The sequence below is a fragment of the Streptomyces sp. BYX5S genome (assembly GCF_054724165.1).
The window spans coordinates 4,355,436-4,381,379 of sequence record NZ_CM138829.1; the positions used below are offsets into that span (position 1 = coordinate 4,355,436).

Consider the following 25,944-nt stretch of genomic DNA (forward strand, 5'->3'; position numbering starts at 1 on the left):
GTGACCGTCACCGAATCCGGCGTGTCGCGCGTTCTGCTTACGGGCCGCCGTTCAGTACCGCTCGGCGGCCCCGAGGTACTGCTCCGCGAACGCGGTCGCCGCCGCCCCCGACGTGAACAGGCGGCGCAGCCGGGCGAGGGTCGTGCCCGTACGGAAGGGATCGCCGAACGACGCGCCGTGGTACACCTCCGACAGCCACTGCGAGAACTCCTGGTAGTCCCACACGCGCCGCAGGCACGCCGCCCCGTACTCCTCCAGCCCCCGCCGGTCGCCCGCCTGCCCCTTCACGAGCGCGTCCGCGAGGAGGAACGCGTCGTGCAGCGCGAGGTTGAGCCCTTTGGCCGCGATGGGCGCGACGAGATGGGCGGCGTCCCCGGCGAGGAAGAGGCGGCCGTAGGTCATGGGTTCGGTGACGTAGTCGTGCATGTCGAGGACGCGCTTCTCGATCAGCTCGCCCTCGACGAGCGGTGCGGCGCCCGCCGCGCCGAGACGGCGGCGCAGCTGTGTCCACACGCGCTCGTGCGACCAGGCCTCCGGGTCGTCGCCGGGCGGGCACTGGAGGTAGTAGCGGGTGACGTCGGGGCTGCGGGGCATCTGCCCGGCGAACCCCTCCGCATGCATGCCGAACAGCACGCAGTCCGCGGACGGCGGGGCCTCGGCGAGCAGGGCCAGCCAGCCGATGCCGTAGTCGTGCCGAGCGACCCGGACCCGGTCGGCCGGCAGCGCGTCCCGCGTCACCCCGCGGGCCCCGTCGCACCCGGCGACGAACGCGCAGCGCAGCACGTGCCGCTGACCGGTCTCCCCACAGGTGTACGAGACCGAGGGGGACTCGGTCTCCAGGTCGTGGAGGCGTACGTCCTCGACGGCGAAGCGGATGTCGCCGCCGCGTACGTCCGCGTACTCGCGCACCAGGTCGGTGACGAGCAGCGGCTGCGGGTAGACGAAGTGGTGGTGCCCGGTCAGCTCGGTGTAGCGGAAGCGGTGCCGCTCGCCCTCGAAGCGGAACTCGCACGCCGTGTGCCGCTCCGCACGCCCCAGCAGGTTGGCGGCGAGTCCGCGCCGGTCCAGGGCGCGCACCGCCCACTCCTCGATGACCCCGGCGCGCGGTCGCCGCTCGATGAAGGTGCGGGTCTCGCACTCCAGGACCACGCAGTCGACCCCGGCGTCCCGCAGGACGGTGGCGACGGTGAGACCGGCGGGGCCCGCACCGACGATCACCACCGAAGTCCGTTGCTGCGCAAGGGTGTTGAGAGGCGGCATCTCCGTCATGCGGCTCATTATGGCGCGCGGGACGGCGCGGGCCGCGACGGGTCAGGCGCCGAGGTCGACCGGGACGCCCAGCCCCCGCTGTGTCGCCAGGTCGATGAGCATGCGCGCGACGGCCAGGTCCTGGAGGCCCACGCCCACGGAGTTGAACAGGGTCAGGTCGGTGTCGGCGGTGCGGCCCGGGGCCCGGCCGGTGAGGACGTCGCCCAGTTCGGTGCGGAAGTCGTCCTCGCCCAGGGCGCCTTCGGCGAGCGGGAGGAGGACCTCGCCCGACTTGGCGCGGGCCGTGTCGTAGGCGTCGACGACGACACGGCTGCGGACGACGGCCTCGGTGTCGAGTTCGCGGTGGTCGGGCCGGGGCGGGGCGCCGACGGCGTTGATGTGCTGGCCCGGCCGCAGCCAGGCACCGCGGACCACGGGTTCGCGGGACGGGGTGAGGGTGCACAGCACGTCGGCGGCCTCCGTCACGGCGCGCGGGTCGTCCAACACCTTTGCGGGGACGTCGAGTTCGGCGGTGATCCAGGCGGCGAGGGCGTGGGCGCGCTCGGGGGTGCGCCCCCACAAGGCGACGTGCTCGTAGGGGCGTCCGGGCAGCAGGGCGCGGGCGTGCGCGCGGGCGAGGGGGCCGGTGCCGATGAGACCGAGGGTGCGCACGTCGTCCCGGGCCAGGGCGCGGGTGGCGACGGCGGTGGCGGCGGCGGTGCGGACGCGGGTGAGTTCGGCGCCGTCGAGGAGGGCCGCGCAGGCGCCGGTGTCCGCGTCGACGGCGAGGACGGCCGAGCGCTGCACGGGCAGGCCGGCGGCGCGGTTGCCGGGGAGGTCGGCGAGGAGTTTCACGGTGGCGAGCCGGTCCGTCGCGGAGAGGGCCGCCATCGCCACGAACGCCCCCTCGCCGCCGGGCAGTCGCATGGCGGGCGGCGCGGGCAGTGCGGCGCGGCGCAGCGCGAGGTCGCTGTGGGCGCGCGCCACGGCCGTCTCCACCGCGTCGACCCGGTCGGCCAGCAGGGTGCGGATGGTGGAGCGGGTGAGAATCAGGGTCATGGTGCGGGTTCTCCTGGGTGGGGTGCGGGCACGGATGCGGGTGCCGGGCGGTCAAGCGCCGCGTACGAACGGGGTGGTGAGGCCCGAGGGGGCGCGGCTGCGGCCCACGAGTCCGCTCACCGCGAGGAGCGCGAACACGTACGGAAGGGTGGTGAGCAGCGGCGCGGACAAGTGCAGGCCGAGGGCGGGGGCCGCGAACTGGAGGGACTGGGCGAGGCCGAAGGCGAGGCAGGCGAGCAGCGTCGGCCAGGCCCGCCAGCGTCCGGCGATCACGGCGACGACCGCGAGATAGCCGATGCCTCCGGTGATGTTGTCGCTGAAGGCGTGCACCTCGGCGAGGGCCAGGTGGGCACCGGCGAGACCGGAGGTGACGCCGGTGAGCAGCACGGTCGCGTACCGGATCGTGCGGACGGGCAGCCCGCAGCGGTCCGCGGTCGCGGCGTCCTCCCCCACCGCGTCGACGGCGAGCCCCCACGTCGTGCGGCGACTGAGGGCGACGGCGAGGACGGCGGTGACGGCGAGGGCCGCGTAGCCGAGGAGCGTCTGTTCGAAGAGGGCGGGGCCGAGGACGGGGATGGCGTGCAGGCCGGGGACGGGCAGCGGCTCGAAGCCGGGCAGGGCGCCCTGCCGTCCGTCGCCGAACAGCAGCCGGGCGCCGTACGTGGTGGCGCCGAGGGCGAGCGCGTTGGCGGTGATGCCGGTGACGATCTGGTCGGCGCGCAGGGTGACGCTGAGCAGGGCCTGGAGCGCGGCGAAGAGCAGGCCCGCGACGAGCGCGGTCAGCACGCCGACGCCCGCGCTGCCGGAGGCGTACGCTCCGGCGGCGCCCGCGAAGGCTCCGGTGAGCATCATGCCTTCGACGGAGAGGTTCAGGACGCCGGCGCGTTCGCTGAGGAGTTCTCCGGCGGAGGCGAGCAGCAGCGGCAGCGCCATCCGGACGCCACCGGAGGCGAGTTCGTCGACGACGGCGCTCATGAGGTGCTCCTGGTGCGGCGGTGGGTGACGAGCATGGCGGCGGCGGTGAACAGGACGAGCACGCTCTGCACGATCTGCACGGTCGACGCCGGTACCTGCGCAGCGAGTTGGAGGTTGATGCCGCCGCTGGTGAGGAAGCCGAAGAGGAGGCTCGCGGCGGCGACGGCGACGAAGGAGCCGCGGGCGAGGAGGCCGACGACGAGCCCCGAGAACCCGTAGCCGGAGGAGAAGTGTTCGGCGAGGACGTACGGGGCGGTGGCGACGAGACAGGCGCCGGCGACGCCCGCGAGCCCTCCGGCGTAGGCGAGTCCGCCGCCTTCGAGGCGGCCCACGGGCAGGCCGAGGCGGGCCGACGCGGCGGGCGAGTGTCCCACGGCGGTGAGGCGCAGGCCCACCGCCGTGTGCCGCAGCACGACGGCCGTGGCCACGGCGAGGACGGCGGCGACGATCACGACGGCCGTGGCGGGTGACTCGGTCCCGCCGATCAGGGGCAGTTGGGCGCCCGCGGGCAGCGGAGCGGACTGGGGCAGCGTCTCCGACGAGGTGACGGGCTGGCGCAGCAGGGCCTCCTCGTGGACGGCGACGGAGACCAGGCCGATGCCGACGAAGTTCAGCAGCAGTGTGGTGATCACCTCGCTGGTGCCGCGCCGCACCTTGAGCCAGGCGGCGATGCCCGCCCAGGCGGCGCCGCCGAGGAACCCGGCGACGAGGACCAGCGGCACACCGAGGGCGCCCGGTGTCCCCGCCGGGAGGGCGAGCCCGGTGGCGGCGGCCGCGGCCCCGCCCGCGCACAACTGCCCCTCCCCGCCGACGTTCACGAGTCCCGCGCGGTGGGCGACGGTGAACCCGGTGGCGATGAGCGCGAGCACGGCGGCGGAGTTGAGGGAGCTGCCGATGGCGTACGACGAGCCGAACATGCCTTCCTGGAGGGCGGACCAGGCGACGGCCGGGTCGGCGCCCGCGCCCACGACGAGCAGCAGACCCACGCCGAGCGCGAGGAGTCCGGCGAGCGCGGCGACGGAGACGGGGTGCCGGGTCAGGGCCCGCAACCGGGCCGCCGGGCGGTCGGGCCGGGCTTGGACGGCGGAGGGCGGCGGGGCCGCCGGGGGCGGGGAGGTGGTGGTGAGGGGCACGGGCATGGCGGTCCTTGTGCGGGTCGGGGTCCGGAGGGGTGGAGGGTGCGGGTGTGGCGCTGTAAGGGGGCGGTGCGGGTCTGGCGGTGCGGGACGCGCGGGCCGTCGGGAGACCGCGACGGCGGCACGCCGGAGGCGGTACGGGGATCACGTCCGGCCGGGCGAGGCCCGGCGACCCCCGGGACGGCGCGCGGCGGTGTCAGGCCCCCGCGCCCACGCCCACGCTCCTCGCGTCCGCACCCACCATCAGCTCGCCGATCCGCTCCCTGGCCGCGGGCTCGCGCGGGTCGACGGGGCCGAGCAGACGGCCCCGGTAGGCGACGAGGACGCGGTCGCACAGGGCGAGGAGTTCGTCGAGTTCGGCGGAGACGACGAGGACTCCGGCGCCGCGCGTGGCAGCGGCGCGGATGCGGGTGTGCACGGCGTCGACGGCGCCGATGTCGAGGCCGCGCGTGGGCTGCGCCGCGGCGAGGCAGACGAGCGGGTCGAGCGCCAACTCCCGGGCGAGGACGACCTTTTGCTGGTTTCCGCCGGACAGGGACGCCATCGGCGCGTGCGGTCCGTCGGCGCGCACGGAGTGCTCGGCGAGGGTGGCGGCCGTGTCCCGGGCCAGGGCCTGCCGGTCCAGGAGGACGCGGTACTTGCGGAATCGGTGCAGGCGTCCGAGGTGCAGGTTCTCCGCGACGGACAGCCGCGGGACGCAGCCCTCGTGGTGCCGGTCCTCCGGGACGACGCCGAGTCCGGCGCGGGTACGGGGCGCGGGCCCGGCCCCGGTGAGGTCACGGCCGCCGATCTCCACGCGGCCCCGTTCCGGAGTGCGCGAGCCGCCGAGGACGGCCATGAGTTCGCTCTGTCCGTTGCCCTCGACCCCGGCGATGCCGACGATCTCGCCGAGCCCGATGTCGAGGTCGACGCCGTCGAGGGCGTGGGTGCCGTCGGGGCGGCGCACCGTGACGTCGCGCAGGCGCAGGGCCGAGCCGGCCGGTGCCGTGGCGCGCTCGTCCGGGGTGCCGGGGGTCGGGGCGCCGAGGCCGACGGCGCCCGCGAGCGACGCGTCGAGGGTTTCGGCGGCGCGGCCGATCATCAGCGGGACGAGGCGTTCGGCCGGGAGTTCGGCGAGGCGCCCGCCGCCCGCGACGCGGCCGCCGCGCAGCACCGTCGCGGCGTCGCCCGCCCGTGCGGCCTCGCCGAGTTTGTGCGTGACGAGGACGACGGCGTGTCCGGCGTCGGCGATGCGGCGGCACGTGGCGAGCAGCGCGTCGGTCTCGGCGGGGCCGAGGACGCCGGTCGGTTCGTCGAGGACGAGCAGCCGGGGCTCGCGCAGCAGCGCCTTCACGATCTCGACGCGCTGGCGCACGCCCACGGGCAGCTCCGCGACCACCGCGTCGAGTTCGAGGTGGAGTCCGTACTCGTCCCGGACCCGGGCGAGGCGCCGGTCGAGGTCGGGCAGCCGCAGCAGCCGCAGGTTCTCCCCGACGGTGAGGGTCGCCACGAGGCTGAAGTGCTGGTGCACCATCGCGACGCCGGCGGCGAGGGCGTCGGCGGGGCGGCGCGGCGCGTACTCCTGCCCGTACAGGCGGATCAGGCCGGTGTCGGGGGTGAGTGAGCCGCCGACGGCGTGGCACAGGGTGGACTTGCCGGCGCCGTTCTCGCCGAGGACGCAGTGCACGGTTCCGGCCTCGACGACGAGGTCGACGTCGTCCAGTGCCCGCATGCCGCCGTAGGACTTGGTGAGGCCGGTGATCTCCAGTGCGGGTGCCGCGGTCATCGGGTGGTGATCTTTCCGGACGTGATCTTCGACTTCAGGTCGTCGAGCTTCTTCGTGACGGCCGGGTCGGTGTCGCCGCACAGCACGATGTCGTTGTGCGGCTCGTCGAAGGTGAGGCCGAAGTGGACGGCTTTCGCCTTCCAACTCCCCGCCACCAACTGGTCGGTGGCGTACTCTATCTCGGCGCCGATGTCGGTCTCGACGTATCCGGCGTACGCCGTGTCGGCGCCGCACTCGTGGGCGACGGGGCCGCCGATGAGGGTGGTGCCGCGGCTCTTCGCGGCCTGGGCGAGGCCCTTGTGGCCGAGGTTGAGGACCTGGCCGAGGACGTCGGCGCCCGCGCCGTAGTTCGCGAGGGCGGTCTGCTTGGCCTTGGCGGCGTCGTTGAAGTCGCCGACGTACTGCGGCGCGAGGATCTTCACGTCGGGGTCGGCGGCCTTGGCGCCATTCTCGAACTCCTTGGCCGCGTTGACGATGGCGGGCAGTTCGGCGCCGCCGACGAAGCCGACCTTCTGCTTCTTCGACAGCAGCGCGGCGGCGGCGCCGGACAGGTAGGCCGCCTCCGCCTGCTGCGGGTCGTACAGGGCGAGGTTCGCCGTGGGCTTGCCGTCGGCGGGGCCGCCGATCTCGGCGAACTTCACCTTCGGGAAGCGGGCGGCGACCTTGCGCACGTCGGCGTCGGTCTGGCCGCCGAGCGAGATGACGAGGTCGGAGGTGGTGGCGAAGCGGACCAGCGCCTGCTCGTAGTCGGCGGCCTGCACCTGCTCGACCTTGCTGAACGCCACCTTTCCCTTGTGCTGCTTCGCGGCGCGCTGATAGCCGCGGTACGCGGACTCCATGAACCCGTCGTCGGACAGCGAGCCCGGGAACAGGACGCCGACCTTCAGGTCGCCCGAGCCGGAACCGGAGCCCGCGCCGCCGCCTTGCGCGGACGAGGCACCGCCGCAGCCGGTGAGCAGGACGAGACCGAGACCGGCGGCGACGGCGCCCGTACGACGTGGGTGGGTGAGTGCCACTGAGATGCCTCCAGAGGGAGGGGCCCGCGAGCCCGTTAGTGGTATACCGTTACGCGCCCTCAGTCTGGGAGCCGTGTGTTGCCCGCGTGTTAGCGCCCGGTTAGCAGTAAGCACGCGCGCCGCGCCTCCGCTTACTGTGAGAGCGGCATCGGAGCGGAGGAAACCCTTGGTGACAGCGGCACAGCCGGCGGGCGCGGGACGCGGTTCGCTGCGCGAGCGTGCGTACGACACGTTGCGGCGGCGGATCCTGGAGGCCGAACTCCAGCCCGGCCAGCGGCTGGTGGAGCGCGACCTCGCGGCGGAGCTGGACGTCTCCCGCATCCCCCTGCGCGAGGCGCTGCGCCGTCTGGAGGCGGACGGCCTGGTGCTGCTCGTGCCGCACCGGGGCGCGCTGGTGGCGCCGTTCACCCCGGCCGACGTACGCGATCTGTTCGACGTACGGGAATCCCTGGAGTCACTGGCGGCGCGGCTCGCGGCCGAGCGGTCGGACGCGGCCGGGCTGGCGCGGTTGCGGGCGCGCCTGGACGCCGCGCGGGCCGCGACGCGGGAGCGGGACCGGGCGTCGATCGCCGCGGCGAACGCCGGATTCCACACGGACATCGTGGAGTTGGCGGCGAACCCGCTCCTCACCAGCATGATGCGGCCCTTGGAGGCGCGCACGCACTGGCTGTTCCGGCTCACCGCGCAGCGCGATCCGGCGCGGCAGTGCGCCGAGCACGAGGAGCTGTACGCGGCGATCGCGTCCGGCGACGCGGACCGTGCGGCGGCCCTGGCGCTCGATCACGTCTCCGACGGCCGCGCCGAGTCCCTCGCCCTCGCCGAACGCTGGTCCCACCCGGAGATCGACCCCCAGGCGGTCGCGGCGCGCAGGCGGCGCCGCGGTTCGTAACGTCCGCTGCCCCGCATAAGTTCTAGCCGGCGTCCCCGCGGTCCACCGTCTCCGCGCCCTCCAGGGGCGCCCGCTCCAGGAAGGCCACCGCTTCGGGGACGCGGTGGCGCAGGCGGCGGAGGCCGGCGGCGGTGAGGGTGCGGCAGCGGGTGTCGCGTTCGGCGAGGACCTTGCGCGTGCGGCGGGGCGGGAAGTCGGCGGGCGTGAGGGCCGCGCCGGGCCCCGCCGACCAGGTACGGCTCGTCGTCACCGTGTCGGCGGCGTCGGCGCACACGGCGAGGCGGCCCGACTCCACGTACCACAGGACGATGCGGTCGAGGGGGCGGGCGCGCGGCGGCTCCACGGACTCGCCGGCCGCGAGGTCGAGGGTGTCGAAGGCGTCGGAGAGGGCGGCGCGCAGCCCGGGGTCGGCGGTGCCGAACAGGTCGCAGTCGGCGAGCGGCACGGGGCGCTCCGGGTCGAGGCCGAGGCCGGTGAGGAGTTCGTCCTCGCAGGCCTCCAGGGCGCGGCCGAGGTCGGGGAACTCGTCGGTGGCGCGGGTCATCGCCTGGCGTTCGTCCGGGTCGGCGAGCACCATCCGCAGGTCGCGCGAGCGCAGTTCGTCGGCGAGGCCGCGCAACAGGTCGGCGGCGACGGGTTCGATGCGGCCGACGCGGGTGAGGTCGAGCACGAACCAGCCGACGGCGTCCGGGAGTTCGAGCGCGGCGCGCAGGGTCTGCTCGGCGGTCGCGAAGTCGAGGTCGCCCTGGAGGACGTGCACGCGGATCCGCTCCTGGCGCTCGTCGAGGGCGGCCCGCTGGGCGCGGGTGCGGTGCCGCAGGGAGCGCAGCGGGGTGGAGTGCAGGGAGCGGGGCGGCAGCGGGCGGCGCTCGGGGGACGTGGCGCGCATCAGGTGCAGGCCGAACTGGTCGGAGATCAGGTGGCAGGCGGCGATACCGCGCACGCTGTTGCCCTTCTCCTCCAGCGGCGGGCTGAACACGCCGATGCCGAACTGGCCCGGCAGGGCGACGCCGATCGCGCCGGACACCCCGCTCTTGGCGGGCATCCCGACCCGCAGCATCCACTGCCCCGACGCGTCGTACATGCCGCAGGTGGCCATGACGGCGAGGACGTGCTGGGCGTGCCGGGTGGCGACGACGCGTTCCCCGGTGACGGGGTTGATGCCGCCGCCCGCGAGGGTCGCGTGCATCACGGCGAGGTCGTCGCAGGTGACGAGGACGGAGCACTGGCGGAAGTAGACGGCGAGTTCGGCTTCGACGTCGCCGGTGAGGGAGCCCGCGTTGTGCATGAGGTAGGCGAGGGCGCGGTTGCGGTCGCCGGTGGCGCACTCGGAGGCGTACACGGCCTCGTCGACGTCGAGCCGGCGGCCGGCGAACGCGCCGAGCCCGTCGAGGATGCGCCCGAAGCGGTCCTGCGGGGTGTCGCCCGCGACGAGTGAACTGGTCACGATGGCACCGGCGTTGACCATGGGGTTGGGCGGGCGGCCCGTGCCGGGGTCCAGGCGGATGGAGTTGAACGCCTCCCCGCTCGGCTCGGCGCCGACCCGCGCCAGGACGTTCTCCAGGCCGTGGTCGGCGAGCGCGAGCGCGAACACGAACGGCTTGGACACGGACTGCGCGGTGAACGGCACGGCCGTGTCCCCGCTGCCGTACACCTGCCCGTCGAGGGTGCACAGGCTGAGCCCGAACAGCCTCGGGTCGACGCGTCCGAGTTCGGGGATGTAGGAGGCGGGCTCCCCGTCGGTGAGGTCGCGCAGCCGCAGCCGTACCCCGTCGAGGAGCGCGGTCAGCGGATCCGCCCCGGGTCTCGGGGCGGCCCCGTCCTCCCGCGCTTCCCCGAAGTCGCGCGCTTCCTGCGCGAACCACAGGTCCGGCCCGCCGCGCGCGCCCGGCCTGTGCGCCGTCTCGTCCATGTCGCTCATCGTGTCCATCGAAACCCATCGGTCAGGTGGCTGCTCGTCGAAACCTCTGGTCCGCGCCCTTCCGAGGCAGCAGAGTGACCGCATGACCGAAACCGATCACAAGAACGATCTCCTGCGATACCTCCAGGACGCCCGAGACGCCCTGCTGTGGAAGCTCGACGGACTCTCCGAGTACGACGCGCGGCGCCCGCTCACACCTACGGGAACCAATCTGCTGGGTCTGCTCAAGCACCTGGCGGGTGTGGAGCTGGGCTATCTCTGCGACACCTTCGGGCGGGAGCACGGGGAGCCGCTGCCCGACTTCAAGGACGGCGAGGACGAGAACGCCGACATGTACGCGGCCGCCGACGAGTCCCGCGAGGAGATCGTCGAGCGCTACCGCCGGGCGTGGGCGCTGACCGACGCGTCGGTGCGGGAGCTGTCCCTGGACACGGTCGGCAGGGTGCCGTGGTGGCCCGAGGAGCGGGCCGAGGTCACCCTCCACCACGTCCTCGTACGCGTCCTGTCGGACACGCAGCGGCACGCGGGCCAGGCCGACATCCTGCGCGAGGGCCTGGACGGCCTGGTGGGCTACCGGCAGGACAACGACAGCCTGCCGGACCTTCAGTGGGAGCGGCACCACGCCCGTCTGGAGGAGATCGCCCTCGGGACCAGGGACCGGCCCTAGCTCGGGGCGTGCTGCGCGGCCAGTCGCACCGGCGCGTTCTGCGCCCCGTACCCCTGGTAGCCGTTCTCGCGCTGGGCGAGTTCGAAGAAGACGCGGCCCACGGTGCGGGTGTAGCAGTGGCGGAAGGTGCCGTGGGCGTCGCGGTCGTAGAGGATGCCGAGTTCCTGGTACGTCTCCAGCTCGCCGGGTTCGAACGCGAAGCGCGCGGCGAGATCGTCGTAGTAGTTGCCCGGCATCGGCAGCAGTTCGCCGCCCGCCGCGCGGAAGCGGCGCGCGGCCGCGACGACGTCGTCGGTGGCGAGGGCGATGTGCTGGGCCCTGTCCTGGTCCTCGCCGGGGCCGGGGCCCGCGCCGAGCGCGATGCGTACGGCGCCGTCGGCGGTGGAGACGGCGCGGCTGCGCAGCAGGCCGTACGGGTCGGCGACGTCGATGCTGGCCTGCGGCTGGAGGCCGAGGACGCTGCGGTGGAACAGGGCGGCCTCGTCGAACTGGTGCCAGGGCTGGGTGAGCTGGAGGTGGTCCACGCCCCGGACGTCGGTCTCGGCGGGCCGCTCCCCCGTCGGCTCGAAGTCCCGGATCCAGCTGGGGAGTTCGGGGCGGTCGGTGGCGCAGAAGAAGAGTTCCGTGCCGTCGGGCGCGGCGACCGCGTCCAGGAGGACGTCGCCGGTGCCGCGGCGGCGCGGCAGGACGGGGGCGAGCAGCGCCTCGGCGCGGCGGGCGGCGGCGGCCGGGCCGGGGGACTCCAGGCCGACGGCGGCGAGGACGGTGCCGTCGCGGCGGGCGGCGGGTCCGGTGTTGAGCAGCACGCGGGCCTCGCCCTGTTCCCACAGGTCGACGGGCTTTCCGCGGTGGCGGCCGGTGCGGGTGAAGCCGAGTGCGGCGAGGAGGGCGGCGGCCGGGGCGACGTCGGGGGTGACGAGTTCGGTGAAGGCGACGCCCGTGGGGACGACGGGGGCGGGCAGTCCGCCGTCGGCCGCCACGTCCTTCAGGCCGACCGTCTCCTGGAGGGCGAGCAGTGAACGCAGCGCGTCGACGGCGGCGGGGCCGGCCTCGGCCTGCCGGAACACGTCGTTGAAGATCTCCAGGGAGAGCGGTCCCCGGTATCCGGCGCGCAGGACGTGCCGCAGCAGACCGGCGACGTCGAGGTCGCCCTGGCCGGGGAAGCACCGGTAGTGGCGGCTCCACCGCAGGACGTCCATGTCGAGGAGCGGGGCGTCGGCGAGCTGGAGGAAGAAGATCTTGTCGCCGGGAATGTCCTCGATGCCTTCGAGGTCCTTGCCCTCGGTGCCCCGGGCGAGGATGTGGAAGCTGTCGAGGCAGGTGCCGAGCGCCGGGTGGTCGGCGGCCTCGACGAGGCGCCAGGCGTGGTCGTAGGTGTTGACGTGCCGCCCCCAGGCCAGCGCCTCGTAGGCGACGCGGACCCCGAAGTCGTCCGCCCGCTCGGCGAGTCGGCGCAGCTGGTCGGCGGCGAGGGCGTCGTCGCCGACGGAGAGCGGCGAGACGCTGGAGCAGACGAGCACGGTGTCGGTGCCGAGGCGGCGCATCAGCCGGAACTTGTGCTCGGCGCGCCGCAGGTTCTGGGCGAAGACGTCCTCGAGGACGGCTTCCATGTCGCGCATCGGCTGGTACAGGTCGATGCTCAGGCCGAGGTCGGCGCAGCGGTCGCGGATCTCCTCGGGGCTCAGGGGGCTGGCGAGGAGGTCGTTCTCGAAGATCTCGACGCCGTCGAAGCCCGCGCGGGCGGCGGCGGTGAGCTTCTCGGTGAGTGATCCACTGAGCGAGACGGTGGCGATGGAGGTGCGCACGGTGCTCCTTCCGGAGGGGGCGGGTTGGCGGGGCCGGCGGCGGGGGTTGAAAGGATCGGGGCTCTGCCCCGTACCCCGCTGCTCAATCGCCGCAGGGGCTTCATACGGCTGCTCAATCGCCGCAGGGGCTTGATCTGTTCAATCGGTGCCGGGGCTCGATGTTGCTGCTCGAAGCGCCTCCTCCGCGCCCGCCAGTTCGGCGAAGTGGGCGAGCATCCGGGTGGCGTCCGGCTCGCGCCCGGTGAAGAGGCGGAACGCGTCGACGGCCTGGAAGACGGCCATGCCGCCGCCGTCGAGGACGGCGCAGCCCAGGTCGCGGGCGGTGCGCACGAGTTCGGTCTCCAGCGGCCGGTAGACGACCTCGGCGACCCACAGGCCGGGGTGCAGCAGCTCGGCGGGGAACGGGAGGCCGGGGTGGGCGGCCATGCCGGTGGGGGTGGCGTGCACGATACCGTCGGCTCCGGCCAGGTGCGCGGCGAGCTGTTCGGGGCCCGCGGGCAGGGCGCGGTCCGCGCCGAAGTGCCGGTTGAGGGAGGCCGCGAGGTCGGCGGCGCGCTCGGGCAGCGCGTCGACGAGGACGATCCGGCCCGCCCCGAGCGTGAGCACGGCGTGCGCGACGGCGGCGCCCGCTCCCCCGGCGCCGAGCTGGACGACGCGCTCCATACGGGCCTCGGGCAGCCCGCGCGCGAAGGAGGCGGCGAACCCGGTGACGTCGGTGTTGTGCCCGGTGGTCCGGCCGTCGCGGAACACCACGGTGTTGACCGCGCCGAGGGCGGCGGCCTGCGGCGACAGCTCGTCGAGGTGCTCGATGACGAGCTGTTTGCAGGGGTGCGTGATGTTCAGCCCGTCGAAGCCGACGGTGCGGGCGGCCCGCAGCAACTCCCCGACGTTCTCGGCCGGTACGCCGAGTTCGGCGATGTCCAGGCGCCGGTACAGGTACCGCAGCCCCTGCCGGTCGGCCTCCCGCTCGTGCAGGGCCGGGGAGAGCGAGGGCCCGATGCCCTCGCCGATCAGACCGACGAGATAAGAGTCCTGGGGCACGGGGTCCTCCTGGCCGAGCGCAAACCTAATGTACGAACTGGTTCGTTACTCATATCAAGCCGGACGCTCCCCTGGGAACCCCTGGCTCCTACAATCGCAGGCAGCACTCGCCCCTTCCCGCCTTGCCCGAAGGATCCAGATGACCACTGTCGAAGAGCCGGCGCGCCGCGCGGGACGCATCCGCGACGCGGCCCGCACCAAGGCCGAGATCCTCAAGGTCGCCACGGAGGAGTTCGCGCGTGCCGGGTACACGGGCGCCCGGGTGGACGAGATCGCGGCCCGCACCCGCACCACGAAGCGGATGATCTACTACTACTTCGGCGGCAAGGAGCAGCTGTTCACGGCCGTCCTGGAGAGCGCCTACGCCGTGATCCGGCACGCCGAGCGCGACCTGGACGTCGAGCATCTCGACCCGGTCGCCGCGATCCGCCGGCTCGCCGAGCTGACCTTCGACCACCACGAGCAGCACCCGGACTTCATCCGGCTCGTGAGCATCGAGAACATCCACGACGCCGAGCACATCACCGCGTCCGAGACGATCGGCTCGCTCAACTCGCCCGCGATCGACGTGATCCGCCGGATCCTGGAGGCGGGCCGCGCCGACGGCGTGTTCACGGCGGACGTGGACGCGGTCGACCTGCACGCGATGATCAGTTCGTTCTGCTTCTTCCGCGTCTCCAACCGGCACACGTTCGGCGCCCTGTTCGGCCGCGATCTGACGGCGCGGGACCGCCGCGAGCACTACCGGACGATGCTGGGCGACATGGTGATCGCGTACCTCACGACAGCCGGCGGCGAACGCTAGCCGACGGAAACGTCCTCGTCGAGACCCCTTGACAGGCGGGTAACACGGGCGCAACATCGCTGGCCATCCGCTACTAACTACCCAGTGGGTTAATTAACCCGGCCGACCGAGGGTCCGCCGGGTACCTCAGCCCAGCCCTCAAGGAGCCCGCGTGTCCGTCCCCGCAGAACCTCCGCGCGCACCACAGGGCCAGCCCCGCAAGGCGGCCATCGCCGCCTGGAGCGGCAGCGCCCTCGAGTACTACGACTTCTTCATCTACGGCAGCGCCGCCGCGCTCGTCTTCCCGAAGGTCTTCTTCGACGAGTCCGACCCGGCCGACGCCACCCTGCTCTCGCTCGCCACGTTCGGTGTCGCGTACGCCGCGCGGCCCGTCGGCGCGTTCTTCCTCGGCCACATCGGCGACCGTCTCGGGCGCCGCAAGATCATGGTGTTCACCGTGATGCTGATGGGCCTGTCGACGTTCCTGATCGGCTGTCTGCCCACACGCGAACAGGTCGGCGGACTCGCGCCGCTGCTGCTCGTGCTGTGCCGGATCATGCAGGGCATCTCGGCGGCGGGCGAGCAGTCCAGCGCCGGTTCGATGACCTTGGAACACGCGCCGGAACACCGGCGCGCGTACTTCACCAGTTTCACCCTCAACGGCACCCAGGCGGGCCAGCTCCTCGCCACCGTCGTCTTCCTGCCGATCGCGGCCATGCCCGAGGAGCAGCTCCTCTCCTGGGGCTGGCGCATCCCGTTCTGGCTGAGCCTCGGCGTCGCCGTGGTCGGCTACGTGATCCGCCGTTCCCTGGACGAGACCCCCGAGTTCGCGGCCAAGGCCGAGTCCGGCGACGTGGCGAAGCTGCCGCTCGCGGTGCTGCTGCGCGACCACTGGGTGGACGTGCTGCGCGTGATCGGCGGCGCGCTGGTCGCCTCCGTCAGCACGATCTTCACCGTGTGGGCGCTGTCGTACGCGACGAGCGACGCGGTCGGCATGGATCGCTCGGCCATGCTGTGGGTGGGCGCACTCGCCAACCTCGTGGCGCTCGGCACGATCCCGCTGTGGGCGAGCCTCGCCGACCGCATCGGCCGCCGCCCCGTCTTCCTCACGGGCGCCGCGGGCAGCGCGCTGCTGATGTTCGGCTACCTGTGGGCGATCTCCACGGGCTCGTACGCCCTGACGTTCGTGCTCGGCATCCTGGCGTTCGGTGTCGTCTACAGCGCGGCCAACGCGGTGTGGCCCGCCTTCTACGGCGAGATGTTCCCCACCCGCGTAAGGCTGTCGGGGCTGGCCATCGGTACCCAGATCGGCTTCGCGATCTCCGGTTTCGCGGTGACGTTCGCGGCGCAGATCGCGGGCCCGGACGGCGACAACTGGATCGCGGTGGCCATCTTCACGGCGGCGCTGTGCGTGCCTCCGGTGATCGCGGGGCTGACGGCCCGCGAGACGGCCAAGGTGCCGACCGCGCAGCTCGGCGAGCACGGCCGGAACTCCGCGGTGGTGAAGGAGGCGCCGGGCGCGGCGGTCTGACTCCGCGCACGCCGAGCGCCGGACCTCACGGAGCGGGGGTCCGGCGCTCGCCCGTGCCGATGCCCGCCTTGTGCGCCGCCCCGTGCAGCATCTTGAGGGCCACCAGCAGCACCCCGATGTCGTCGAGGTAGATCGGGTCGGGCAGCAGGTCGACCGGCGAGATCGTGTAGGCGACCGCTGCCCAGAACAGCGCCTTGTTGTGCAGCGGGATGCCGGCGTCGACGAGCAGCTTGCGCGCCTTGAACACCCGGACCAGGAGCACGGCCGCCACCACCAGCATGACGACTGCCGCGATCCCGGCGAGAACGATCCACGCGGTGCTGTCCATCCCGGTCCCCCTGAGGCGTACGTACGAGACGTCCCAGGCTAGACGGTGCGGACGGGATTTCCCCCGCGTGCGGCGTGCGGCCCGTCGGGCGAGGATGAGGTCCGAACACGCAAGCGGTCGTCATGAGGCGGAGGGGCAAGCGGTGTTGATCTTCGTGGCCATGGTCCTCGGTGGGATCGGTGTGGTGTGCATCGGCATCACGGCGCGGCGGATGGTGACCGGCGACGTGGCGCTCGGCCCGCCGCTCCTCGCCCTGGCCACGGCGTTCGCGTCCGCCGCGCTGCTGCTGACGGCGATGGCCCTGGGTCAGTGACCCGGGGCCCCGGCCCGTCCGGGTGCCCTCAGGGCTCTTCGTCGTCCACCACGTGCACGGCGGCCTCCTCCGCCGACGCCGCTCCCCCGGCGTAACCGGCGTCCATGGCCAGCATGTCCTTCTCGGCGTCCTCGTGGGCGCCCTCGTCCGGCGCGATCAGCCGGCCCGCGCGCCACTCGCCGACCTCCGCGTCCAGCGGCTCGCCGTCACCGTCGCGCAGGTCGCCGACGCCGTCGCCGTCCTCGTCCTCCTCGCCGGACTCCAGCTCCTCGTAGGCCTCGATGACCGGGTCGGGCCGCTCCTCCGCGAGGCGCTCGTCGAGCGTCTCGCCCGCCTGCTGCTCCGCGGCCGTGTTGCCGGTGTGCTCGACGCCCAGGGGGCGCTCCGGGGGCGACCACCCCTCGTCGTAGGGGTCGACACCCCGGTCGTTCAGGGTGTCCTCGGGGTCGAGGATGCCCTCGTCGTCCCCCACCTCGGGGCCCGAGGGCTGATACACCTCGTCGCCCATGGCCGAATCGTCGCCGCGCTCGGTCATCCCGCGTCACCTCGCATCCGAGTTACGTGTCTCCTGTCCAGCCTGCACCAGTACCCGCCGCCCGGCCGCTCAAGGGGGTCCACGCGCGCGTGCGCGATGGTGCGCCGGGGTGCCCGGGTACGTCTTGCCGACACCACCGGTGAGGGGACAGAAGCGTCCCCCGTGGGGTGGGGCCGGGCCCGAAACCCACGGGTCGGGCCCCTTCCGCGGGAAGGGAACCCCTGTCCTTTCACACACCCCCGGTCCATCCACCGAACGGAACGAGGTCGTCGCATGCGCCGCACCGGATTCCTCTCCCTCGCCGCCGCCCCGCTCCTGGCCTTCGCCCCCACGGCCGGGCCCGACCAGGCACTGACCGTCACCGAGCCCGTCGCGGGCTCCGTGCACGCCTCGGGCAGCAGCATGTTCGTGACCTGGCAGAACCCCAGCGGCAAGAAGCTGGACATGTGGCTCGTGCGCGACGGCTCGGCCCGCGTGGCACAGCTCGCGTCCCGACTGACGTCGGCTGCGCGCAGCGAGACGTCCACCGTGCTGCCGAACGTGCCCGACGGCACGGGCTACTCGATCGAGCTGGTGAGCCGCGACGGCGACGCCCGCGGCTACAGCCCCTCGTTCTCCGTCGGACCCACCGCGAAGCCCGCCGGCGGAGCGGCCCAGCGCGCAAGCAGCGAGCCCGGCCCGCCGGGTGCGGCGGACCGGGCTCGGTGTACGTCACCTGAAGACGTGCGTCACTTCAGGGCGATCAGTGACGCGAGGCCCATGAGCCCCACGAGGACGGCCCCGCAGAGCCCCACGCAGCGCGCCTTGAGCCGCTCGTAGCGCTCCTCGTACTCGCCGCGCAGTTGCGCGGCACGCGCCACGATCTGGCCGAGCGCGGCCTTGTGGAAGACGAGGCGTTCCTCGACGAAGACGCGCTGCACCTCCTCGCGCTGCGCTCCGGTGAGCCAGTCGAGCCGATCGGTGAACGCCTCGGCCTGCGCGTGGGCCTCGGTGACCTTCGAGTTCCACAGCAGATAGCCCTCCATCTGCTGGATCCCCGCGTTCACGTCCTGCTCGGTGCTGCTCATGCGGACGCGCCCTCGTGCGAGTTCTCCGCATGGTCGAGGGCCGCGACGCCCGGGTGGTGCAGGTCGAACGCCGGGGACTCGGAACGGACCCGCGGCAGCGTGACGAAGTTGTGGCGCGGCGGCGGGCAGGAGGTGGCCCACTCCAGGGAGCGGCCGTAGCCCCACGGGTCGTCGACCTCGATCTTCTTGCCGTACTTGGCGGTCTTCCAGATGTTGTAGAAGAACGGCAGCAGCGACATGCCGAGCAGGAACGCGGAGATCGTCGAGATGGTGTTCAGCGCGGTGAAGCCGTCGGCCGCGAGGTAGTCCGCGTAGCGCCGCGGCATGCCCTCGACGCCCAGCCAGTGCTGCACCAGGAACGTGCCGTGGAAGCCGACGAACAGCGTCCAGAAGGTGATCTTCCCGAGCCGCTCGTCGAGCATCTTCCCGGTGAACTTGGGCCACCAGAAGTGGAATCCGGCGAACATCGCGAAGACGACGGTGCCGAACACCACGTAGTGGAAGTGCGCCACCACGAAGTACGAGTCGGAGATGTGGAAGTCCAGCGGCGGCGCCGCCAGGATCACACCGGTGAGACCACCGAAGAGGAAGGTCACGAGGAAGCCGATGGACCACAGCATCGGTGTCTCGAAGGACAGCGAGCCCTTCCACATCGTGCCGATCCAGTTGAAGAACTTCACACCGGTCGGTACGGCGATGAGGAACGTCATGAAGGAGAAGAACGGCAGCAGCACACCGCCGGTCACGTACATGTGGTGCGCCCACACCGTGATGGAGAGGCCGGCGATGGCGATGGTGGCGCCGACGAGGCCGGAGTAGCCGAAGATCGGCTTGCGGGAGAAGACCGGGATGACCTCGGAGACGATGCCGAAGAACGGCAGCGCGATGATGTACACCTCCGGGTGGCCGAAGAACCAGAAGAGGTGCTGCCACAGCAGCGCGCCCCCGTTGGCGGCGTCGAAGACGTGGGCGCCGAACTTGCGGTCCGCCTCCAGGGCGAACAGCGCGGCGGCCAGCACCGGGAAGGCCAGCAGCACCAGGACACCGGTCAGCAGCACGTTCCACGTGAAGATCGGCATGCGGAACATCGTCATGCCCGGCATGCGCATGCAGATGATGGTCGTGATGAAGTTGACCGAGCCGAGGATGGTGCCGAAGCCGGAGAAGGCCAGGCCCATGATGCCCATGTCGGCGCCGATGCCGGGGGTGTGGATCGCGTCCGACAGCGGCGCGTACATGAACCAGCCGAAGTCGGGCCCGCCCTGCGGGGTGAGCAGCGCGCCCGCCGCGATCAGCGAGCCGAGCAGGTACAGCCAGTAGGCGAACATGTTCAGTCGCGGGAACGCGACGTCGGGGGCGCCGATCTGGAGCGGCATGATCCAGTTCGCGAAGCCGGAGAACAACGGGGTCGCGAACATCAGGAGCATGATCAGGCCGTGCATGGTGAAGGCCTGGTTGAACTGCTCGTTCGACAGGATCTGCGAGCCGGGGCGGGCCAGTTCGGCGCGCATGAAGAGCGCCATGATGCCGCCGACGCAGAAGAACGCGAACGAGGTGATCAGATACAGCGAGCCGATCGTCTTGTGGTCGGTGGTGGTGAGCCACTTCACCACCACCGCACCGGGCCGCCGCGCGTGCGCGGCTTCCGAATCCGGTGCCTCGGCGCTCGCCGCCGCGCTCTGCGTGGACGTCATCAGGTAGTCGCTTCCTTGGCCGTTGCAATACAGGACACGACCACGACTAGCGGACGCCGGGGCGGGATGCGGGGACACGCGCACCCGCGCGTCCCCGGTTCCCTCGAATGCAGCAGCGGGCCGTCAGCGCGCCAACCGGATGTCGTGCCGTACGACGCCCAACGCGTCCTCCACGCCGACCAGTTCGGCGCGCGGGGTGTGCTGCGACGCGGAGACGACCAGGGTGTGGGTGCCGGCCGGCAGCCCCTCCACGGTGTAACTCCCCTGGCTCACCGCGGCCTTGGCGAGGCGCTTGCCGCGGGCGCTGATCACGGTGATCCACGCGGGGCAGCCCTCGGGGTGCTCGGCGCACTCCACCCGGCCGGTGACGCGGGCGCGGCCCACGGGGGCCGGGTCGCGGCGGGTGGTGTCGCGGCGCTGCTGCGGGGCCCGCTCCTGCGGCTGCGGCGCGGCGGCGGGCCGCTCCACCGCCCGCTCCTGCGGCTGCGGCTCGCTCCAGGCGGCCATCACGGCGCGGGTGCGGCGCTGCATCGGCGAGGCGGGCTGCTGCGCCGTGCGGCCGCCGGTGGCGACAGGCAGGCCCGCCTGTTCGGCGTACGCGGCCAGGGTCTCGTCGAGGGCGTCGAGTTCGCGCAGGGCCGTGTGCAGGCGCTGGGCGCGTGGCCCGGATCCGGCCGGGGCGAGTTCGGCGCGCAGTTCGCGGACGAGCGGGCTCACCCTGCGGTACGTGCCCTCGGGCTCGCCGGTCGCGAAGAACCGGTCGAGTTCCTTGAGGGACGCGGTGAGCGTGGTGGTGATGAGGCGGGCGCGTTCGGCGAGGCGGGGCGCGAGGTCCACGTCCATGTCGGCGGCCGAGGCCAGGGCGCGGGCGTGGCCGGTGGCGGAGGCCAGCAGGGCGACGCGGTGCTCGGCGGCGGGACCGCTCACGCCGACCGGCATCCGCACCAGCGGCTTGGCGACGCTCTGCACCTGGAGCAGCGCGGCGTCCACGGCGCGGGCGGCGCCGCGCAGCCGCACCGGGGTGTCGGGCCGCGTCCAGCGCTGCTCGACCTGGGCGACGACCTGCGCGAGGACGTCGACGTAGCCGCGCTCGGCCTCCTGGACGACGGTGCGGCGGGCGAGCGGGAAGATCAGGGCGGCGCAGGCGGTGGCGACGAGGACGCCGATGCCGTTGTCCAGGAGCCGCTCCCCCAGCAGGTGGTCCATGCCGCTCTCGGGCGTGGTCAGCGCGTACAGCTGGCACAGGGCGACGACGAGGCCGACGACCCAGCAGGCGTAGGCGCGGGCCATGCCCCAGGCGCCGAAGGTGAGTCCGGCGACGATGACGGCGAGCGTCCAGTAAACGTGGTCGCGGCCGATGAGGTGGACGAGGACGATGCCGAGGACGGCGCCGATCACGGTGCCGACCATGCGGTGCCCGAACTTGCGCAGCCGCTCGTGGGTGGTGTTGGTGCCGAACAGCGTGATCATCACGCCGACCAGGCCCCAGTAGAAGCGGTGCGGGTCGATGGCGTCGGAGATCGGCACGACGATGGCCGCGGCCACGGCCGCGTGCGCGGGGACCCGGATGTACGGGATGGCGCGGCGCCAGCCGGACTCGGTGGCGCCCGCGAGCGCGCGCCGGGTGGGGCCCGCCGAGCCGGGCAGCCGGTTGTTCTCCAGCGCGACGGTCGGCTTGAACGGCACCTCGGCCTTGGCGGCGGCCACGCCCCGGCCGAGCGCGAGCCAGTTGTGCAGGGCGCGGGCGAGGGAGTCGAGGAGGTGGCCGACGCGGCGGGCGAGCACCGCGGCCTCGACGTCGTCGGCGGGGGCGGCCGGGTCGGCGAGGACCGCCTCGGCGCGCTCCTGGATGTGGGCGGCGGCGGGCTGGAGGCCCTCGGCCTCCCGTATCGGCGTGTCGCGGGCGAGCACGAGCCCGACGGCGAGCGCCTCGCGCAGCTGCCCGGGGACCGGGAGCCGGGTCAGCTCCTGGACGGCCTGGCCGATGCCGCGCAGCGCGAGTTCGGCGTCGAAGAGGTGCCGGTGGAGGAGTTCGGCGGCGTCGGGGTCGGCGGCGACCTCGGGCTGGGCGAGGCGGGCGTCGATGGTGACGGTGGTGATGTTGAGGCGGCGCAGGGAGCGGCTCATGCGGCGCACGGCCCGCTCCTGGTCGGCGTCGGGGTCGACGGCGTCCACGGCGGCGTCGGCGACGCGGCGGGCCTCGACCACGAAGGCGCGCTGGGTGCGCAGCAGGTCCTCGCGGGGCATCGGGTAGCAGAGCAGCAGCCGCGTCACGAGGACGGCGGCGGCGGACACCAGGGCGACCGCGAACGCCTTGCCGACGAGCGCGACGGGGATGCCCGCGAGCATGCCGACCATCATGCCGTTGAAGAGCATCATCCCGGTGACCAGCGGGATCGCCCCGAACCTGGCGAGCAGGAAGGTGCCGGCGAGAGCCACGACCATGAGCACAATCTGCGGTACGCGCTCGCCGTTGAGGTTCGCGCACAGCCACAGCGCGGCGGTGTACGGGAACGGCATCCACAGGATGGCGCGGGCGAGGCGGTCCCAGGTGTTCTCGGCGACCGCGAAGGCGCTCATCAGGCCCATCATCCCGGCGACCATCATGCCGATCATGTCGGGGATGCCGAGCGCCTCGGCCATCGCGTAGCCGACGACGAGCGCGGTCACCATGGCGACGAGGGTGCGCCAGCCGGTCTGGAGCTGACCGAGTCCGGGGTCGGCCGCGAGGACCCAGTCCCACCATCTGCGGGGTCCGGCGACGCGGTGGGGTGCGAGGTCCGCTCCTGGTGGGGCGTCGCTCGCGGCGGTGTGCTGGTCCGGCAGGGTGCCCGGGGTGGTCAACTGGCCTCCGATTCCATGGCGTTCAACAGGGTGTTCAGCGCGTCCCGCGCGGTGGACACCGCGCGCTCCGGGTCGTCGACGGCGCCGCCTTCGAGGGCGGTGAGCAGGGCGGCGGCCATGCGCTGCCGCCCCGCTTCCAGCAGGGCGTGCCCGGCGGGTGTGAGCGAGGTCTCGACGGCGCGCCGGTCGTCCTCGCAGCGCCGCCGCTCGACGAGCCCGGCGTCCCCCAGCTTCTGCAGGAGCACGGTGACGCGCGGCTGCGCCATCCCGGTCCGGGCGGCGAGCCCGGTGACCCGGCACGGCCCGCCCTCCAGTGCGTCGAGCAACGCCACCTGGCTCCGCGTGAGCCCGAACTCGCCTTCCCTGAACAGGGTTTGACCGAGCTGCGCGATCCCCCGCAACAGGCCGCGGGCGGCACCTTCGATGCGCCGGGCCTCGGCGACGTCGACGGACCCCGGAGATAGATGCATATGGAAAGAATATACATGGCACATACATGAGCTGCGCGCGGGTCAGCCGGCCGGACGCCCGGCGCATCGCTCTCGGCGACGGGTGCGCCATGAGTGCCCCTGCGGCGATTGAGCAGCGGGCTCCGGGCCAGCGCCCCGAGACCGCGCCCCCGCAAGGCCGCACCCCACCCTCCGGCGATAGACGTATCCGGCCCGCGCCCCACTCCCGCCCACCCCCACCCGGTGAAAAACTCAGGGCGTGGACGGGGGGATCCTCGAACGGGACCTCGAACTGGCACGACTGGCCGACGCCGCGCGGAGCGCCGCGCGCGGGGCCGGCTGCGTCGCGCTCGTCCTCGGCGAGGCCGGCATCGGCAAATCGAGCCTGGTCCGCGCTCTGCCCTCCGTCCTGCCGGCCACCGCCCGCCTCCTCGTCGGTCACTGCGACGACCTGGCCACGGGCCGCCCCCTCGGACCGCTGCGCGACCTCGTCGGCAGCGTCGGCGCCGACCTGGCCCGCGCCGTCCGGGACGCCGGCGACCGCCACCGCATCTACGAGGCGCTGAGCGCCGAGCTGTCCGGCGCACCGCATCCCGCGGTGCTGGTCGTGGAGGACGTGCACTGGGCGGACGAGGCGTCCCTGGACGCGCTGCGCTATTTGGTGCGCCGCATCGAGCGGCTGCCCGCCGTGCTCGTGCTCACCTACCGCGACGACGAGCTGGGCCGCGGCCACCCGCTGCGCCAGCTGCTCGGCCAGGTCTCCGGCGCGGCCCGCGTGCACCGGCTGCCGCTCGCCCCGCTGTCGCGCCGCGCCGTGGGCCGGCTCTGCGCGGCGGCGGCGCTCGATCCGGCTCAGGTGTACGGGGTGACATCGGGCAACCCGTTCTTCGTGGCGGAGGTGCTGGCGGCGGGCGGCACCGGCGTGGTCCCGCCGACCGTGGTGGACGCGGTCCTGGCCCGGCTGCGGGGCCTCGACGACGCGGCGCGGGACGCGCTGGAGCAGCTGGCCGTGGTGCCCTCGGCCGTGGAGCGGCCGCTGGTGGACGCGCTCGTGCCGGGCGGCTGCGGGGCGCTCGCGGCGGCCGAGCAGGTGGGGCTGCTGACGGTGGCGCCGGAGCGGGTGGCGTTCCGGCACGAGATCATCCGCCGCGCGGTCGCCGACTCGCTGCCCGCGGCGCGCCGCATCGCGCTGGACCGGGCGGTGCTGGCCGCGCTGGTGGCGAGCCCGGACGCCGACCGGTCCCGGATCGTGCACCACGCGGCGGCGGCCGGTGACCTCGACGCCGTGGCCCGGTACGGGCCGCGGGCCGCCCGGGACGCGGCGCGGGCGGGCGCGCACCGGGAGGCCGCCGCGCATCTGCGCCTGGTCCTGCGCCGACGCGAGCGCTACGGCCCCGCCGACCTGGCCCACCTTCTGGAGCAGTTCGCGGTCGAGAGCTACACCATCGGGGACTCGGACGCCGCCGTCGCCGCGCAGCGCGACGCCGTGGAGCTGCGGCGCGGGCTCGGCGAGCCGCGGGCGCTCGGCGCCGATCTGCGCTGGCTGTCGCGGATCCACTGGTGGGCGGGGGACGCGGAGGCCGCGGAGACCGCGGCGCGCGAGGCGCTCGCCGTGCTCGAACGAGCCGGTGACGACCAACTGTTGGCGCTCGCGCTGAGCAACACGGCGCAGCTGCGGATGCTGTCGGACTCCTACACGCAGGCCGTCGAGTACGGCGAGCGGGCCATCGCGCTGGCCCGCAGGGCGGGCGACCCGGCGATCCTCGCGCACGCGCTGAACAACGTCGGCTCGGCGCGCTGGCGGGACGGGGACCCGCTCGGGCAGCGGCAGTTGGAGGAGAGCCTCGCGGTGGCGCTCGACTCCGGCGAGGTGGAGCACGCGTGCCGCGCCTACGCCAACATCGTCTGGTCGCTCCTGGACGACCTGCGGTTCACGGAGGCGGACCGGCACCTCTCCCCCGCGATCGACCTCGCGGACCGCGCCGAGCACGTCGGCTTCCTGACCTACCTCCAAGTGGAGCTGGCGCTGCGGAGGTTCGCGGCGGGCGACTGGACGGAGGCGGAGCGGTACGCGCGGCTCGGCGCCGACGTCTTCCCGCCCGCGCGCTGCCCCGCCCTCACCGTCCTGGCCCGCGTCCGGGTACGGCGCGGCACCCCCGGCGGCGACGACCTCCTCGACCGCGCCTGGCGGATCGCCGTCGGGACCCGCGAGCTGCAACGCTTGGGCCCGGTCGCGGCGGCCCGCGCGGAGGCGGCGTGGCTGCGCGGCGACCGGGCGGGGGTGCTCGCGGCCGCCGAGCGGGTGCACGAGCGGGCCCGCCGGCTCGCCGCGCCGCAGCGCTACGAGCTCGGCTACTGGCTGGCGCGGGCGGGCCGGTCCGTCCCGGCGGACGGCGCGACCCACCCTTACGCGCTCCAGGCCTGCGGCCAGTGGGACAAGGCCGCGGAGCTGTGGCGCGCGGCGGGCTGCCCGTACGAGGAGGCGGCGGCGCTCGCGCAGAGTCCCGACCCGGCCGTGAAGCTGACCGCGCTCACCACCCTGGACGCGCTGGGCGCCGCGCCACTGGCCCGTCTGGTCCGCGCAGAGCTCCGTGAACTCGGGGTGCGACGCGTGCCCCGCGGCCCGTACGCGGCGGCGCGCGGCAACCCGGCGGGCCTGACTAACCGTCAACTCCAGGTGCTGCGGCTCCTGATGGAGGGTCTGACCAACGCGGAGATCGCCGGGCGCCTCGTCGTCTCCGTGCGGACCGTCGACAACCATGTGCGCGCCGTCCTGGAGAAGCTGGACGCGCCGAGCCGGCGGCGCGCGGTGCAGCGGGCGGTGGAGATCGGGCTCACGGCGGCCGGCGAAACGTAGGTACCCGACCGGCCCGAGGT

At 73.6% G+C, this 25,944-nt stretch carries 22 protein-coding genes; 7 read left to right on the plus strand and 15 right to left on the minus strand.

Annotated elements, in window-relative coordinates:
* Positions 1-51: 51 nt before the first annotated feature.
* The 6 genes from ACYBSK_RS19895 to ACYBSK_RS19920 form a co-directional block, all read right to left on the minus strand.
* Positions 52-1,269, minus strand: coding sequence for a 4-hydroxybenzoate 3-monooxygenase (locus ACYBSK_RS19895; protein ID WP_457478510.1), 1,218 nt, complete (start codon positions 1,267-1,269; stop codon positions 52-54).
* A gap of 42 nt (positions 1,270-1,311) precedes the next feature.
* On the minus strand, positions 1,312-2,307 hold the full coding sequence (locus tag ACYBSK_RS19900) for an ornithine cyclodeaminase family protein (RefSeq protein WP_460242696.1): 996 nt from the start codon (positions 2,305-2,307) through the stop codon (positions 1,312-1,314).
* Between the two features lie 51 nt (positions 2,308-2,358).
* A complete protein-coding gene (locus ACYBSK_RS19905) occupies positions 2,359-3,282 on the minus strand; it encodes an ABC transporter permease (protein WP_457478512.1) in 924 nt (307 codons plus the stop codon).
* Positions 3,279-4,421 (minus strand): ABC transporter permease, encoded by a 1,143-nt coding sequence (locus ACYBSK_RS19910; protein ID WP_460242697.1) that lies wholly within the window; start codon positions 4,419-4,421, stop codon positions 3,279-3,281. Before ACYBSK_RS19910 ends, ACYBSK_RS19905 begins: the two co-directional genes overlap by 4 nt.
* 193 nt (positions 4,422-4,614) lie before the next feature.
* Positions 4,615-6,183: an ABC transporter ATP-binding protein gene (locus tag ACYBSK_RS19915; RefSeq protein WP_460242698.1), complete on the minus strand. Its 1,569-nt coding sequence runs from the start codon at positions 6,181-6,183 to the stop codon at positions 4,615-4,617.
* Positions 6,180-7,199 carry a BMP family ABC transporter substrate-binding protein gene (locus ACYBSK_RS19920; protein ID WP_457478515.1) on the minus strand — a complete coding sequence of 340 codons (1,020 nt, stop codon included), beginning with the start codon at positions 7,197-7,199 and terminating at the stop codon, positions 6,180-6,182. The genes ACYBSK_RS19915 and ACYBSK_RS19920 overlap by 4 nt, the downstream gene beginning before the upstream one ends.
* 169 nt (positions 7,200-7,368) lie before the next feature.
* On the opposite strand from ACYBSK_RS19920, the gene ACYBSK_RS19925 reads away from it, so the two are divergent.
* Positions 7,369-8,088: a GntR family transcriptional regulator gene (locus tag ACYBSK_RS19925; RefSeq protein WP_460242699.1), complete on the plus strand. Its 720-nt coding sequence runs from the start codon at positions 7,369-7,371 to the stop codon at positions 8,086-8,088.
* A gap of 22 nt (positions 8,089-8,110) precedes the next feature.
* Here ACYBSK_RS19925 and glsA read toward each other — a convergent pair whose 3' ends face one another.
* Complete coding sequence (gene glsA / locus ACYBSK_RS19930; protein ID WP_460242700.1) at positions 8,111-10,009, minus strand: glutaminase A; 1,899 nt, start codon at positions 10,007-10,009, stop codon at positions 8,111-8,113.
* Positions 10,010-10,091: 82 nt separating this feature from the next.
* Between glsA and ACYBSK_RS19935 the strand changes: the two genes are divergently transcribed.
* Positions 10,092-10,676 (plus strand): DinB family protein, encoded by a 585-nt coding sequence (locus tag ACYBSK_RS19935; RefSeq protein WP_457478518.1) that lies wholly within the window; start codon positions 10,092-10,094, stop codon positions 10,674-10,676.
* Here the strand turns inward: ACYBSK_RS19935 and ACYBSK_RS19940 are convergent.
* Positions 10,673-12,481, minus strand: a complete 1,809-nt coding sequence (locus ACYBSK_RS19940) for a TIM barrel protein (RefSeq protein WP_460242702.1) — start codon at positions 12,479-12,481, stop codon at positions 10,673-10,675. The two genes, ACYBSK_RS19935 and ACYBSK_RS19940, sit on opposite strands and share 4 nt — an antisense overlap.
* Before the next feature lie 138 nt (positions 12,482-12,619).
* Entirely contained in the window at positions 12,620-13,522 is a 903-nt protein-coding gene (locus ACYBSK_RS19945; RefSeq protein ID WP_460242703.1) for a shikimate dehydrogenase, read from the minus strand.
* Between the two features lie 139 nt (positions 13,523-13,661).
* Here ACYBSK_RS19945 and ACYBSK_RS19950 point away from each other — a divergent pair, with 139 nt between their 5' ends.
* Both ACYBSK_RS19950 and ACYBSK_RS19955 read left to right on the plus strand, forming a co-directional pair.
* A complete protein-coding gene (locus ACYBSK_RS19950; protein WP_457478521.1) occupies positions 13,662-14,327 on the plus strand; it encodes a TetR/AcrR family transcriptional regulator in 666 nt (221 codons plus the stop codon).
* A gap of 151 nt (positions 14,328-14,478) precedes the next feature.
* Positions 14,479-15,837 carry an MFS transporter gene (locus ACYBSK_RS19955; RefSeq protein WP_460242704.1) on the plus strand — a complete coding sequence of 453 codons (1,359 nt, stop codon included), beginning with the start codon at positions 14,479-14,481 and terminating at the stop codon, positions 15,835-15,837.
* Positions 15,838-15,862: 25 nt separating this feature from the next.
* Here the strand turns inward: ACYBSK_RS19955 and ACYBSK_RS19960 are convergent, their stop codons facing one another.
* A complete protein-coding gene (locus tag ACYBSK_RS19960) occupies positions 15,863-16,165 on the minus strand; it encodes a YkvA family protein (protein WP_457478523.1) in 303 nt (100 codons plus the stop codon).
* A 142-nt stretch (positions 16,166-16,307) separates the two neighbouring features.
* Here ACYBSK_RS19960 and ACYBSK_RS19965 point away from each other — a divergent pair, with 142 nt between their 5' ends.
* Positions 16,308-16,478 (plus strand): hypothetical protein, encoded by a 171-nt coding sequence (locus tag ACYBSK_RS19965; RefSeq protein WP_457478524.1) that lies wholly within the window; start codon positions 16,308-16,310, stop codon positions 16,476-16,478.
* 28 nt (positions 16,479-16,506) lie between these two features.
* Here ACYBSK_RS19965 and ACYBSK_RS19970 read toward each other — a convergent pair whose 3' ends face one another.
* Positions 16,507-17,013, minus strand: a complete 507-nt coding sequence (locus ACYBSK_RS19970; RefSeq protein ID WP_457478525.1) for a DUF5709 domain-containing protein — start codon at positions 17,011-17,013, stop codon at positions 16,507-16,509.
* Positions 17,014-17,286: 273 nt separating this feature from the next.
* Between ACYBSK_RS19970 and ACYBSK_RS19975 the strand changes: the two genes are divergently transcribed.
* Complete coding sequence (locus ACYBSK_RS19975; RefSeq protein WP_460242705.1) at positions 17,287-17,832, plus strand: Ser-Thr-rich GPI-anchored membrane family protein; 546 nt, start codon at positions 17,287-17,289, stop codon at positions 17,830-17,832.
* Here the strand turns inward: ACYBSK_RS19975 and ACYBSK_RS19980 are convergent.
* The 4 genes from ACYBSK_RS19980 to ACYBSK_RS19995 all read right to left on the minus strand — a co-directional run bounded on the left by ACYBSK_RS19980 (position 17,742) and on the right by ACYBSK_RS19995 (position 23,088).
* Entirely contained in the window at positions 17,742-18,080 is a 339-nt protein-coding gene (locus tag ACYBSK_RS19980; protein ID WP_460242706.1) for a hypothetical protein, read from the minus strand. The two genes, ACYBSK_RS19975 and ACYBSK_RS19980, sit on opposite strands and share 91 nt — an antisense overlap.
* Positions 18,077-19,774 (minus strand): aa3-type cytochrome oxidase subunit I, encoded by a 1,698-nt coding sequence (gene ctaD, locus ACYBSK_RS19985; protein WP_460242707.1) that lies wholly within the window; start codon positions 19,772-19,774, stop codon positions 18,077-18,079. The genes ACYBSK_RS19980 and ctaD overlap by 4 nt, the downstream gene beginning before the upstream one ends.
* A 123-nt stretch (positions 19,775-19,897) precedes the next feature.
* Positions 19,898-22,618 carry an FUSC family protein gene (locus tag ACYBSK_RS19990; protein WP_460242708.1) on the minus strand — a complete coding sequence of 907 codons (2,721 nt, stop codon included), beginning with the start codon at positions 22,616-22,618 and terminating at the stop codon, positions 19,898-19,900.
* Entirely contained in the window at positions 22,615-23,088 is a 474-nt protein-coding gene (locus tag ACYBSK_RS19995) for a MarR family winged helix-turn-helix transcriptional regulator (RefSeq protein WP_457478530.1), read from the minus strand. The genes ACYBSK_RS19990 and ACYBSK_RS19995 overlap by 4 nt, the downstream gene beginning before the upstream one ends.
* A gap of 238 nt (positions 23,089-23,326) precedes the next feature.
* Between ACYBSK_RS19995 and ACYBSK_RS20000 the strand changes: the two genes are divergently transcribed.
* Positions 23,327-25,924, plus strand: coding sequence for an ATP-binding protein (locus ACYBSK_RS20000; RefSeq protein WP_460242709.1), 2,598 nt, complete (start codon positions 23,327-23,329; stop codon positions 25,922-25,924).
* Positions 25,925-25,944 lie beyond the last annotated feature (20 nt).